Below are 13127 nucleotides of genomic sequence, written 5' to 3' on the forward strand. Positions count from 1 at the left end.
CTGTTGGCTCTGCTAGCGTCATGAGATTGCCTCATGCTGTCGCAGGAGCCCGTGGCTTGACTGCAGTGCCCGATATCGAATTTCGCGCGGTCACCAAGCGCTACGGCGCGGTCACCGCGGTCAGCGGCATCGACCTTGCCATTCCGCCCTCGGCCTTCGTCGCGCTGCTCGGCCCCTCCGGCTGCGGCAAGACGACGTGCCTGCGCATGATCGGCGGCTTCGAGCAGCCAAGCGAAGGCCAGGTGCTGATCCGCGGCCGCGACATGGCCGGCACGCCGCCCTACCGGCGGCCGGTCAACATGGTCTTCCAGCAATATGCGCTGTTCCCGCATCTCGATGTCGAGGACAACATCTCCTACGGGCTGCGCCAGGCGAGGCCGCGGCTGTCGTCGCGCGAGATCAGCCAGAGGGCGGGCGAGGCGCTTTCCATGGTGCAGCTCGCCGGCTATGGCCGCCGCAAGATCCATGAGCTTTCCGGCGGCCAGCAGCAGCGCGTCGCGCTCGCCCGGGCCCTGGTCAACAAGCCGGCGGTGCTTCTTCTCGACGAGCCGCTGGCGGCGCTCGACAAGAAGCTGCGCACCGATATGCAGATCGAGTTGCAGAACCTGCAGCGCGAGATCGGCATCACCTTCGTGCTGGTCACGCATGACCAGGAGGAGGCGCTGTCGATGAGCGACTTCGTCTGCGTCATGAATGGCGGCCGCGTCGTCCAGCTCGGACAGCCGAGCGAGATCTATGACGAGCCGGCGGACCTCTTCGTCGCCGATTTCGTCGGCAAGACCAATCTCGTCAGCGGCAAGGTGGCCGGGCTCTCAGGTGATCTCGTCGATGTCGCGCTCGCCGATGGCACTGTGATTTCGGCGCGCAAGCGGGTGCCGCTCAGCCGCGGCGAAGCCGTATCCGTCAGCTTGCGGCCGGAATCGCTCAGCCTCTCAGCGCCCGGAAGCGGCAGCCTGAAAGGCATCGTCCGCAACCGCATCTTCCTGGGTTCGACCGCGGAGTACGCGATCGAGGTCCCGGGCATCGGATCGCTGCTCGCCAAGGCCGACCACGTGATCGGTCAGGGCAACCTCTTCAGGCCGGGCGAACCCGTCGCCATCGGCTTTGCCGCCGGAGCGCCACTGGCGTTTCCGCACGCCAAGAACAACGGGACCAACCAGAGGGAAGACCAAAATGCCGAAATCCTATCGTGACGGACTGCCGATAACCCCCGATAAATTCGTCGACCAATTGATGCGCCTGAAGCGCGGCTCGATCGGCCGGCGCGACTTCCTCGGCCTCACCGGACTCGGCGTCGCGACCGCGGTCATGGCGCGCGAGCTCGGCATCATGCCGACGCCGGCCTTCGCCGCCGAGAATCTCGGCGACCGCATGTCGATCGCCACCTGGCCGAACTACCACGATCCGCAGACCTTCGAGAACTTCAAGGCCGATACCGGCGTCGCCGTCGAGGTCAACGTCTTCGGGTCGAATGAGGAGATGCTGGCCAAGCTGCAGGCCGGCGGCTCGGGCTGGAGCCTGTTCGTGCCGACCAACTACACGATCTCGACCTACAAGAAGCTCGGCATCATCGAAGCGCTCGACATGGCCAAGCTCGGCAATTTCGACGGCAAGTCGGAAGACGCGCGCTTCACCGCGGAAGGCACGATCGACGGCACGATCTACGCCGTGCCGAAGAACTGGGGCACGACCGGTTTTGCCGTCAACACCAAGAAGCTCGCCAAGCCGATGTCGAGTTGGAAGGAATTCTGGGATACGGCCATGGCCGAAGGCGACGGCCGCACCATGGTGCATGACTACCAGCTCACCACCATCGGCAACGCGCTGAAATATTACGGCTATTCCTTCAACTCGCTGAAGCAGGACGAACTCGCCAAGGCCGAGGAATTGCTGATCAAGGTCAAACCGCATCTGTTCGCGGTGTCGAGCGACTACCAGCCGGGCATGCGCGCCGGCGATGCCTGGATGACGATGTGCTGGACCAATGACGGGGCGCAACTCCATCGCGACATTCCCGAGATCGCCTATGTGCTCGGCAAGGAAGGTGGCGAGATCTGGACCGATTTCTACGCCATCCCGAAGGACGCGCCGAACAAGCCGGCCGGCTATGCGCTGCTCAACTATCTGATGAACCCGAAAGTGGCGGTGAAGGAGCATCTGGCCAATGGCGCGCCCTCGACCGATGCGCGCGTCAACGCGCTGCTGCCGAAGGAAGTGCTTGACAACCCGATCCTCTATCCGGCCGCCGACCTGTTGAAGCCGCTCGAGTTCGGCGCCGCCGCGACGCTCACCGATCCAGGCCGCGCCGAGCTGATGGCTCGCTTCAAGTCGGCTTGAGCGAGACCGGTCACAAACCCGATCAGGACAATGCGACCGGCGGGCGAAAGTCCGCCGGCTCCCAACCGGCTTTTCCGATGCGCCGCAGTCTCTTTCGCAAAAACCTCGTGACGGCGCTGCTGCTCGCCCCGGCGGCGCTGTGGCTGGTCGTGTTCCTGGTGCTGCCTTTCGTCGCCATCGCCATCTTCAGCGTCGGCGAGCGGGCGCCGGAGGGCGGGTACCAGGCGGCGCTGACTTTCGCGCAATATGCCAACTTGCCGGCGCGGGCGACCGCGTTCTGGAACACGATGGTGCTGGCGCCCGTCGGAGCGCTGGCCTGCCTGCTGGTCGCCTATCCCGTCGCCTACTACCTGGCTCTGCGCGCGCCGCAACGCTGGCGGCTGATCCTGCTCGCGATGATCGTCATCCCGTTCTGGACCAGTCTTCTGATGCGCACCTATGCCTGGATGTACATCCTCGGCGGGCGCGGCATCCCGGCCTTGCTCGCCTATGTCGGCATCGAGGATTTGAGACTGATCAACACGCCGGGCGCGGTGCTGCTCGGCATCGTCTATGGCTACCTGCCGCTGATGATCCTGCCGATCTATGTCAGCCTGGAAAGGCTCGACCGCCGGCTGCTGGAAGCCTCCGCCGATCTCGGCGCCACGCCCCTGTCGACCTTCCTCGGCGTGACGCTCAGGCTGTCGCTGCCCGGCGTGATGACCGGCTTCTCGCTGGTGATGATCCTGCTGCTCGGCGAATATCTGATCCCGACGCTGCTCGGCGGCGGCAAGGTGTTCTTCATCGGCAACGCGCTGGTCGATCTCTTCCTGCAATCGCGCAACTGGCCGTTCGGATCGGCCATCGCCATCACGCTGGTGCTGGTCTCGGTCGTGGTGCTGATCGTCGCCAACCGCATCTCGACCCGGCTTTCGGGCGCACGCCGGGTGGACCTGATCTGATGCGTGCCTTCGTCGTCGCCGTCTTTGCCTTCCTCTATCTGCCGATCGCGCTGGTCGTGCTGTTCTCCTTCAACGCCGGCCACCATGCCAGCGAGTTCACCGGCTTCTCGGTGCAATGGTATGGCAAGGCGCTGTCCAACCCCTTCCTGGTCGAGGCGCTGAAGAACAGCCTGTTCATCGCCACCACCAGCGCGCTGCTCGCGGCCTTCTGCGGCACGGCCGCGGCGCTCGGGCTGCAACGAGTCGGCGCGCGGACAAGGGCTCTCTTCGACGCATTGCTGGGTGCGGCTATCGTCGTTCCGGGCGTCGTCATCGGCATCTCGACGCTGGTCGCGCTGGTGCAGCTTTTCGCCGTCGTCAATCCGTTCCTCGCTTCCGTGTGGCCGACCGACCAGCCGCCACGGCTATCGCTCGGCTACGGCTCGATCATCGCCGCGCACGGCCTCTTTTCCATGGCGCTGGTGACGATGATCGTCGGCACGCGGCTCGCGAGCCTCGACCGCAACCTCGTCGAGGCCTCGAGCGATCTCTACGCCACGCCGCTGACGACGTTCCGCTCGATCGTGCTGCCGCAGATCATGCCGGCGGTGATCGCGGGCTTCCTGCTCGCCTTCACCTTCTCCTTCGACGATTTCATCATCGCCTTCTTCGTCGCCGGCGCGCAGACGACGCTGCCGATCTATGTCTTCGCCTCGATCCGGCGCGGCGTGACGCCGGAGATCAACGCCATCGCGACGATCGTGCTCGCCGCGTCGGTCCTGCTCGTCCTGCTCGCCCAATGGCAGCTCGGCCGGCGAAAGCCATCGCCTTGAAAGACAGATCCATGATTTTGAAAGACCGTATCGCCGTGGTGACGGGCGCCGGGTCGGGCATCGGCCGTGCCGGCGCGATGATCATGGCGCGGGAAGGGGCGCTCGTGGTCATCGCCGACCGTGATGCGGCGGCGGGCGACGCCACCGCATCCGACATCCGCGAAGCCGGCGGCCGCGCCGAGGCGATCGCCACCGATGTCGGCGATGATACGGCCGTCGAGGACTTGATCGAGGGAACGCTCGGCAGGCATGGCCGCATCGATATCCTGCATAGCCATGCCGGCATCCAGGTCGGCGGCACGCTGACGGAGGTAGGCACCGACGGCATGGACGCCTCGTGGCGCATCAATGTGCGGGCCCAGTTCCTGGCGGCGAAGACCGCCATGCCGGCGATGATCGCGCAAGGCGGCGGCGTCATCCTCAACACGGCGTCCAATTCCGGCGTGTTCTACGATCGCGAGATGATCGCCTATGCCACGTCCAAGCACGCCGTGGTGGCGATGACCAGGCAGATGTCGCTCGATTACGCCAGGCACAATGTGCGCATCAACGCGCTCTGCCCGGGCTGGGTCGACACGCCGTTCAATGAGCCGTTCATCGCCCAGATGGGCGGGCGCGATGCGATCGAAACCTATGTCCGCACCAAGATCCCGATGGGGCGCTGGGCGAGCGCACAGGAGATCGCCGAAGCGATCCTGTTTCTCGTCTCCGACCGTTCGTCCTTCATGACCGGCCAGGCTCTGGTCGTGGACGGTGGCGAGAGCGTCGGCTGATGTGGTCCAGCAAAGCGGACTTGCGTCGGCGGCGATGATCGGTCAAACCATGGGCTTCGCTATTTTGTTTTTACGCAATTCCGGACGGAAAACCGCTCACACTTTTCCTGGAATTGCTCTAGTGAGACCCGTCATGCAAGCTGCAAAACAGCAATACCGCGCCAGGCATTCGGTTGCCGACGGTATTTCGTTTGCGCGCGCGGGGTATCGCTGATCATGCGCTGCTGCCGCCATGAGAACCTGCAGCGCGCGGAGGACACCAAGGTCGGCTCGCATGTCGTTCGTGACGGCTGGACCGAAGGGGTGCAGGGTGCCCTGAACCCGGCCTTTCGGCCGGCCATCAGGCGGGCGTCCGTCCTCGGATAACGCAGCTTAGATAACGCCCTAACCGGAACGGACATGCCCGCCGAAGCGATTTCTCCTTCGTACGGACATGACCAATGCCTGATAATCTGAACACCTCATTCGCCGGCGCGGACACGCAAAGCTGGTTGAAGACGCACGCGATCAACGAAGTCGAGTGCTTCGTGCCCGACGTCAACGGCGTGTTGCGCGGCAAGACGCTGCCGGTCGCCAAATTCCTCAAGTCGCTTGAGGACCGGGCACTCTACCTGCCGAGCAGCGCCTTCCTGGTCGCTGTCGACGGCCGCTATTCCGGCTCCATCGACGAGGGCTTTGCCTATGCCGATCCGGACATGCGCATGGTGCCGGACACGTCCACGCTGTGCGTGGCGCCCGGCAACGCCGGCAAGGCTTATGTCTTTGCCGACACGTTTCATATGTACGACCGGCCGTGGATGGCTTCACCCCGCCATGTGCTGAGGGCGGTGCTCGACCTTTATCATAAGCGCGGCTGGCGCGCGGTGATGGCGCCGGAGCTCGAATTCTATCTGACGGCGCCAAATCCCGATCCGGATCGTCCGATCACGGCGCCGGTGGGGCGCAACGGCCGGCCCGAAAACGTGCAGCATCCTTACGACATGCAGGCGATGGAGGAGTTCGAAGCGGTGACGCGGCGGCTCTATGAGCATGCTGCCATCACCGGCCTGCCGCTCGACACGCTGATCCATGAATCCGGCACGGCGCAGCTCGAGATCAATCTTCTGCATGGCGATCCGCTGGCGCTCGCCGACAAGGTGCTGCTGTTCAAGCGCCTAGCCAGACAGGCGGCGCAGGCCAACGGCATGCACGCCACCTTCATGGCCAAGCCTATCGCCGCGCAGGCCGGCAGCTCGATGCACCTGCACATGTCGATCGTCGACGAGAGCGGCGAGCCCTTGTTTGCCGGCAAAGACGGTGAGGACAGCGAGATGTTCGCGCACTTCATCGGCGGCCTGCAGAAATACATCCCCGAAATCATGCCGCTGTTTGCGCCCAACGTGAATTCGTACCGGCGCATCCGGCCGAACCACAGCGCGCCGGCCAATATCGAATGGTCGCATGACAACCGCTCCTGCGGCTTGCGCGTGCCGCTGGGCGGGCGTGCCGCGCGTCGCATCGAGAACCGGCTGCCCGGGGCGGACGCCAATCCCTATCTTGCCATGGCCGGCTCCTTGATCGCCGGCTATCTCGGCATCGAGGAGCAGCTCGCACGATCCGCCGAAGCATCCGGCAATGCCTATAAGAGCAAGAGCACGCTGCCGAAAACCATGGAGGAGGCGCTCGACCGCTTCGCCGCCTGCGAACCCATGCGGGCGCTGCTCGGCGAGGATTTCTTCCAGACCTATCTGCGCGTGAAGAGCGTCGAGCTCGACCTGTTCCAGAGCGTCGTGACGTCCTGGGAACGCGACCATCTGCTGCTCAAGGTGTGATCATGGCGTCGCGTTCGACAGGTTTCAATTCCGGTCTCGATATCGACAAGTCCTATTATGTCGCCACCGCCAATCCGGCGCCCGACCATCCGGCACTTGCCGGCGATGTCGAGGCCGATCTGGTGGTGGTGGGCGGCGGCTGCACGGGCCTTTCGGCGGCGCTGCACGCGGCCGAGCGTGGTCTTAAAGTGGTGCTGCTCGAAGGCGGAAAGATCGGCTGGGGCGCCTCGGGGCGCAATGGCGGCCAGATGATTCCCGGCCTGCGCAAAGGCGCCAGGGGACTGGTGAAAAGCTTCGGGCCGGAACGGGCGAAGGCGCTGTTCGACCTCGCCTTCGAGGCGCGCGGGCTGGTGCTCGACATCATCGAGCGTCACGGCATCGAATGCGACCTGCGCCAGACCGGCCACCTGGTCGGCGCCGTCAACAGTTCCGACATGCGCGACTTCGAGGAAGAAGCCGAGTGCCTCGCCAAGGTGATGAAGTTTACCGATGTCGAGATCCTGTCGGCGGCCGAGGCGCGGCAGATGGTGGACACGCCCTATCAGGGCGCGGTGTTCGAGAGGCTCGGCGGCCATATGCATCCGCTCAACTACACGCTGGGGCTCGCCCGCGCCGCTACCGCCGCCGGCGTCGTCATCCACGAGAACTCGGTTGCCGCCCGGCTGGAGCGCGAACCTTCCATCCGCGTGTTCACCGACAAGGGGTCAGTTCGCGCCAGGCATGTGGTGCTGGCCGGAGATGCGCTGCTCCAGGGGTTGGAGCCGCGCGTCAACAGCCGCATCATGCCGGTCGGCAACTATATCGTCGCCACTGAGCCTTTGGGCGAGCGCAATGTCATCCCGGCCAATGTCGCGGTGTCCGACACGCTGTTCGTGGTGAACTACTACCGCAAGTCGGCGGACGGCCGTCTGCTGTTTGGTGGCGGCGAGCGCTACACGCCGTCGCCGCCGGCCGACATAGCCGGCTTCGTGCGGCCGCATATGGAGAAGACCTTTCCGCAGCTCAAGGGCTGCCGCATCGATCATGCCTGGGGCGGACTTGTGTCGGTAACGACGTCGCGCCTGCCGCATGTCGGGCACTATGGCGAGGTCTATTTCGCGCATGGCTATTCCGGCAAGGGCGTCATCCTGTCGACGCTGTCGGGCAAGCTCTTGGCGGAAGCGATCACGGGCGATGCCTCGCGGCTCGATCTCTTCTCGACCTTGACGCCGCTGCCGTTCCCGGGCGGGACGGCGCTGCGCGGTCCGCTCTATGTGCTAGGCATGCTGTGGTACGCCATGCGCGATCGGCTCCGGCACTGAAGGTCTATCGATATTCGGGTGAGGCCGGCCTGCAAATGGCGGCTTCCTGCGCTTCCGGTGCTCCCGTACGAAAAGTACGCTCCGCTCCGGTTCTCAGAACCCACCCAGTTGGTCGCTTCGCGCCCGTCTTCGACTCCGGCTCGGCCTGATCTGAATCTCAATAGACCCCAGGCTGGCTTTCCGGTCTTTGGCGTGGCTAATGTCTACGTCGGGACCCCGAGAAGGAAGACCGATGAACATCGAGCCGGGCCGGCTGACGAAGAAGGAACGACATGAGCTGATCCTGTCGGAGGTGCGGCGCTCGGCATCGATCCGCATCTCAAAGCTCGCGCGGCGCATCGGGGTCGCCGGCGAGACCATCCGCCGCGATCTGATCGAGCTCGGCGAGGCGGGGCTGATCAACCGCACCTATGGCGGCGCCACCATTTCGCTGGTGACGTCGGAACCGGTGATCGCCGAACGCGGCCTCACCATGGTCGAGGAGCGGGCCCGCGTCGGACGCGGCGCCGCCGGACTGATCGAACGAGGCCGCATCGTGATGATCGATGGCGGATCGACCACCTACGAGGTCGCGCGCAGCCTGTCGCAGCTCGGCCGGGACCTGACGATCATCACCAACTCCGTCGGCGTCGCCTCGGTGGCCGGCGCCAACCCCAGCTTCCGCGTCATCCTTTGTCCCGGCACCTATGACAGCCGAGAGGCCGCCGTGCTCGGCGAGGACACGGTCGAATTCGTACGCCGTTACAATGCCGATGTCGCCATCATCGGCGCCTCGGCGCTGAACGCCGAGGGGCCGAGCGACATGATCTCGGGCGCTGCGGCGGTGAAGCGAGCGATGATGGGGCGGTCGCTGTCGACCATGCTGGTCGTCACCAACGACAAGTTCGGCCGCAGCGGCCTGGAGCGCGTCTGCGCGCTCAGCGAGATTTCCGACGTCGTCACCGACAGCGAGCCGGCAGCGGAGTTGCGCATGGCGATCGACGAAGCGGGCGGCGAACTGCACGTCTTTGCTGAATAGATAATCGGCTAAGCATCCCGGTTGGTGAGCGCGATGTGGCAGCAGCCGGATCCATGGCCCGGCGTCCATGTGACATTGGCGAAGCGCACGCCGGTCGCCTCGAACAGGCCACGGTCGAAGGCGCCGGCGATGCGGCAGAGCGTGGCGAGTTTTTCCTCGCCGACGCCGGCCTCGACCCAGGCGTCCTTCAGCGGGCAGCGCTTCACCTTGAAGGCGATGTGACCGGCTCCGCGTTCGACATCGGTGGGATACATGCGCCCGCCATCCGGACTGACGGCGAGAAAGGCCTCGCCGATCGCCGACGCGTCATTGGGGCCGAAGCCAGCGAAGGCCGCAGCCGCCACTTCCCGGCCGCGCTTTTCGATCGTGCGGACCATCACCGCTTCGGCCTTCTCGGCGCCAAGCTCAGCGGTCAACTCGTCGAGGAACAGGCGGTAGAGGTCGGCGCGGTTGCGGAAGGCGGAGTCGAGCTCGCGTGACAGTTTTTCGGTTCGGGCTGCGGGGTCGGTCATGAGACGTCCTGATTTTATTGCTTGACTATGATCTTGTCCGCAAACCGGTTGCCACCTTGCGGGATCATGGTCGGTTTCTGATGAGCTTCGGCGTTGCCGCTACAAGCGCCTTGCCGATCGCCGATTGCGGGTTGGCGACGACGGCGCGGGCATCGCCGCTCTCGGCGATCCGGCCGGCATCGAGGATGATGACGCGGTGCGCCACGGCGCGGACGACGCCGAGGTCATGGGAAATGAAGAGATAGGCAATCCGTTCCCGCCGCTGCAGGTCGAGCAGTAATTCCAGGATCTGCCCACGCACCGACACATCGAGCGCCGACACGGCTTCGTCGAGCACGATCAGCGACGGCCGTGTGGCGATGGCGCGGGCGATCGCCACACGCTGGCGCTGGCCGCCGGAAATCTCGTGGATGGCGTGCGCGGCGAGGCCGGCATCGAGGCCGACGCGCTCCAGCAGCGCCGCGATCCGGCGCGGGCGCTCGGCGCGCGAGGCGATGCCGTGGATGCGCAAGGGATCGTCCAGCACGCGCGCTACGGTGGCGCGCGGATTGAAGGCCGCGAGCGGATCCTGGAACACCATCTGGATGCGAGCGCGGCGCGCGCGCAGCGCGGCGCCCGATAGAGCGAGGAAGTCGCTGTCTTCGAAGTCGATGCGGCCGGCATCGGGCTCGATCAGCCGCAGCACCAGCCTTGCGATCGTCGATTTGCCGCTGCCGGACGGTCCGGCGAGCGCCAGGGTCTCTGCCGGCCCAATCTCGAAAGACACGTCGTCGACTGCCGCGAAAGGCTTGCCGCCTCGATGGTAGCGCTTGGCGAGATTGGAGACGGCAAGCACGCTCATGCCGGGGTGCCCTGCCGGTCAAGCAACGGCTTGGCATCGAGGCCGAGATGAGCGTCGAGCAGGGCGCGGGTGTAGGCATGGCGCGGCGCGTCGAGGATCTGGCCAGTCTCGCCGAGCTCAACCAGTTCGCCGTGGCGCAGCACCGCGATGCGATCGGCAAGCGTGGCGGCAAGCGCGATGTCGTGGCTGATGAAGAGCAGCGTCATGCCGTCCTCGGCGACGAGGTGCCGGATCAGGGCGACGATCTCCGCCTGGACGATGGTGTCGAGCGCGCTGGTCGCTTCATCGGCGATCAGGAGTTTTGGCGCGGCAGCGATTGCCGCGGCGATGGCGACGCGCTGCTTCTGGCCGCCGGAGAGCTGGTGCGGGTAGGCGCGGAGGGCCGAGTCCGGATCGGGCAGGCGGACGCGTTCGAGGAGGGTTTTGGCCTTGGCGTAGGCTTCAGGCCAGGTCAGTTCGAGATGGGTGCGGGCGACCTCGGCGATCTGCTTGCCGACCGGCATCACGGGGTCGAGGCTGGAAGAGGGGTCCTGGAAGACGAAGCCGATGTCGCGGCCGAGGCGAGGGTGGCTTGCTGGCAGGAACCATTCGATGCGCCCGCCAGTCTTGGCCCCCCCCGCCAGCAGCCCCGCAATCGCCAGCGCCAGCGTGCTCTTTCCCGAACCGCTCTCGCCAATGATCGCCAGGCGCTCGCCAGCTTCCACATCCAGGCTCACGCCCTTCAGCGCCGTCGCCTCGACGCCGTCACGCCGATACCGCACCGAGAGATCGCGGATCGAGAGCAGGGCTGTCACGACAGGCTCCTGCGCACCGCGGTGCTTTCCACCACGCCTTCGCCTGCGAGGTAGACGCCGAGCACGGTCAGCACCAGCGCGATGCCGGGCACGACCGACAGAAATGGCGCGGTGCGCAGCACTGTGCGTCCCTCGGCGATCATGCCGCCCCAGGTGACGCGGTTGGGGTCGCCGAGGCCGAGGAAGGACAGCGCTGCTTCGGTCAGGATCGCGGCCGCCACGATCACGGACGACAGCGCCAACACCGGCGGCAGGGCATTGGGCAACACCTCGTGAAAGGCGATCTCAAGCGGATGCATGCCGATGACGCGGGCGCCGGCGACATAGTCGCGTTCGCGGATCGAAAGCACTTCCGCGCGCGCCACCCGCGCCGGCCCGGTCCAGGCGCCTAGCGCGATCGCGGCGACGACGACGCCGAGCGAGGGACCGACGATGCTGACGAAGGCCAAGGCGAGAAGAAAGCTCGGCACGGTCTGGAACGCATCGGTGATGCGCATCAGCACCTCGTCGATCAGTCCGCCGGCGAAGCCAGCTAAAGTGCCGACGACCGAGCCGATAAGGAGCGCCGCGGCAGCCGCCGCCAGTCCCACCGCCAGCGAGGTGCGGGCGCCGTGAAAAAGCTCGGCCAGCACATCGCGGCCGAGCCGGTCGGTGCCGAGCGGCAGCGACCAATCCTGGAACGGCGGCAGCAGCGCCGGGCCGGCGATCGCCTGCGGGTCGCCGGGAAACAGCAGCGGCGCCGCCAGCGCCATGACAATGAGCAAGGCGAGGATTGCTGCTCCGGCGATGGCTTCCGGTGTGCCAAAGAAACGACCCAGGCGGCTCATGCGCGGGCCTCGCCGGCGCCGACGCGCGGATCGAGGAAAGCGTAGGCGAGATCGACCAGAAGGTTGATGACGACGACCAGAACGGCGCTGACCAGGATGATGCCGAGGAGCAGCGGCGTGTCGCGCCCGGCGACGGCTTCCTGCGCCAGCCGGCCGAGACCGGGCACGGCGAAGACGCTTTCGATCACGACGCTGCCGCCCAGCATCTGCGCCGATTGCAGGCCGAGCATGGTGACCAATGGCAGAAGCGCGTTGCGGGCGACATGGGCAAGCACGATGCGGCGGCGCGACAGGCCTCTGGCGCGGGCTGCAAGCACAAAATCCTGCCGCCAGGCTTCGGCCATGCCGGCGCGCATCATGCGCAGATAGAGCGCCAGATAAATGAAGCCCAGCGCCGAGACCGGCAGCACGAGATGGGTGGCGATATCGGAGGCGCGGGAAAACCCGGTCTTGGCCGACGCGATGGTCTCGATGCCGCCGATCGGCAGCCAGCGCAAATCGACGGCAAAGACGACGATCAGCACGAGACCGAGCCAGAAGCCGGGCACGGCATAGAGCGCCAGCGAGCCGATCGACAGGAAGCGATCGCGAAAGCTGCCGGGTCTGGCGCCGGCATAGATGCCGAGCGCCGAGCCGAGGCCGAAGGAAAGCGCTGTGGCGCTGCCCATCAGGACGAGCGTAGTCGGCAGGCGTTCGAGTATGACGTCGCGGATCGGCCGCGAGAAGGTGACGGACTGGCCGAGGTCGAGATGCAGCAAGGCCCAGAGATAGTTGGCGAGGCGGGTGAGTTCCGACTGGTCGAGGCCCCAGCGGTGGCGCAGCAATTCGATCATGCCTGCGTCGCCGCCGGTCGAGACAATGTAGGCGTCGACCGCGTCGCCGGGTGCGGCTTCAAGGAGCAAGAAGCTGCCGATGACGACGATCAGGAGAACGAAGATGCTGCCGACGAGACGGCGGCGGATGAGGGTGAAGGCGCGGGTCATGCGCGCCTCGGCGCGGTGACGGTATGCTGGCAATAGGAAATGCCGAGCCCAGGCCCCCCTCTCTGTCCTGCCGGACATCTCCCCCGCAAGGGGGGAGATTGTTTGTCATCTATGGCTTCGCCAATTTTCGACGTTGCAGAACTGGCGGGACGGACAAACGGCTGATCTCCCCCCTTG

The 13127-nt window shown here is 65.8% G+C and carries 13 protein-coding genes; 8 read left to right on the top strand and 5 right to left on the bottom strand.

The features are described 5' to 3' along the window. Positions 1 to 20: 20 nt before the first annotated feature. The 8 genes from LB572_RS14050 (at position 21) to LB572_RS14085 (ending at position 8993) form a co-directional block, all read left to right on the top strand. Positions 21 to 1193, top strand: a complete 1173-nt coding sequence (locus LB572_RS14050) for an ABC transporter ATP-binding protein (RefSeq protein ID WP_181179451.1) — start codon at positions 21 to 23, stop codon at positions 1191 to 1193. Beyond that, positions 1174 to 2337 (top strand): ABC transporter substrate-binding protein, encoded by a 1164-nt coding sequence (locus tag LB572_RS14055; protein WP_224668124.1) that lies wholly within the window; start codon positions 1174 to 1176, stop codon positions 2335 to 2337. Before LB572_RS14050 ends, LB572_RS14055 begins: the two co-directional genes overlap by 20 nt. Positions 2338 to 2414: 77 nt before the next feature. After that, complete coding sequence (locus LB572_RS14060; protein ID WP_224668125.1) at positions 2415 to 3278, top strand: ABC transporter permease; 864 nt, start codon at positions 2415 to 2417, stop codon at positions 3276 to 3278. Next, entirely contained in the window at positions 3278 to 4090 is an 813-nt protein-coding gene (locus tag LB572_RS14065) for an ABC transporter permease (protein ID WP_224668126.1), read from the top strand. Before LB572_RS14060 ends, LB572_RS14065 begins: the two co-directional genes overlap by 1 nt. Before the next feature lie 11 nt (positions 4091 to 4101). Beyond that, positions 4102 to 4863, top strand: coding sequence for an SDR family NAD(P)-dependent oxidoreductase (locus tag LB572_RS14070; RefSeq protein WP_224668127.1), 762 nt, complete (start codon positions 4102 to 4104; stop codon positions 4861 to 4863). A 440-nt stretch (positions 4864 to 5303) separates the two neighbouring features. Further along, entirely contained in the window at positions 5304 to 6674 is a 1371-nt protein-coding gene (locus LB572_RS14075; protein WP_224668128.1) for a glutamine synthetase family protein, read from the top strand. A 2-nt stretch (positions 6675 to 6676) separates the two neighbouring features. Beyond that, positions 6677 to 7975: an NAD(P)/FAD-dependent oxidoreductase gene (locus tag LB572_RS14080; RefSeq protein ID WP_224668129.1), complete on the top strand. Its 1299-nt coding sequence runs from the start codon at positions 6677 to 6679 to the stop codon at positions 7973 to 7975. 232 nt (positions 7976 to 8207) lie between these two features. Then, positions 8208 to 8993 (top strand): DeoR/GlpR family DNA-binding transcription regulator, encoded by a 786-nt coding sequence (locus LB572_RS14085; RefSeq protein WP_224668130.1) that lies wholly within the window; start codon positions 8208 to 8210, stop codon positions 8991 to 8993. A gap of 8 nt (positions 8994 to 9001) precedes the next feature. Here LB572_RS14085 and LB572_RS14090 read toward each other — a convergent pair whose 3' ends face one another. The 5 genes from LB572_RS14090 to LB572_RS14110 form a co-directional block, all read right to left on the bottom strand. Then, a complete protein-coding gene (locus tag LB572_RS14090; protein WP_224668131.1) occupies positions 9002 to 9505 on the bottom strand; it encodes an L-2-amino-thiazoline-4-carboxylic acid hydrolase in 504 nt (167 codons plus the stop codon). 64 nt (positions 9506 to 9569) lie between these two features. After that, positions 9570 to 10346 carry an ABC transporter ATP-binding protein gene (locus LB572_RS14095; RefSeq protein ID WP_224668132.1) on the bottom strand — a complete coding sequence of 259 codons (777 nt, stop codon included), beginning with the start codon at positions 10344 to 10346 and terminating at the stop codon, positions 9570 to 9572. Then, complete coding sequence (locus LB572_RS14100; protein WP_224668133.1) at positions 10343 to 11140, bottom strand: ABC transporter ATP-binding protein; 798 nt, start codon at positions 11138 to 11140, stop codon at positions 10343 to 10345. The genes LB572_RS14095 and LB572_RS14100 overlap by 4 nt, the downstream gene beginning before the upstream one ends. Beyond that, positions 11137 to 11967, bottom strand: a complete 831-nt coding sequence (locus LB572_RS14105) for an ABC transporter permease (RefSeq protein WP_224668134.1) — start codon at positions 11965 to 11967, stop codon at positions 11137 to 11139. The genes LB572_RS14100 and LB572_RS14105 overlap by 4 nt, the downstream gene beginning before the upstream one ends. After that, complete coding sequence (locus LB572_RS14110) at positions 11964 to 12950, bottom strand: ABC transporter permease (RefSeq protein WP_224668135.1); 987 nt, start codon at positions 12948 to 12950, stop codon at positions 11964 to 11966. Before LB572_RS14110 ends, LB572_RS14105 begins: the two co-directional genes overlap by 4 nt. Positions 12951 to 13127: the final 177 nt, after the last annotated feature.

The sequence above is a fragment of the Mesorhizobium sp. BH1-1-5 genome, from assembly GCF_020165615.1.
GTDB lineage: Bacteria > Pseudomonadota > Alphaproteobacteria > Rhizobiales > Rhizobiaceae > Mesorhizobium.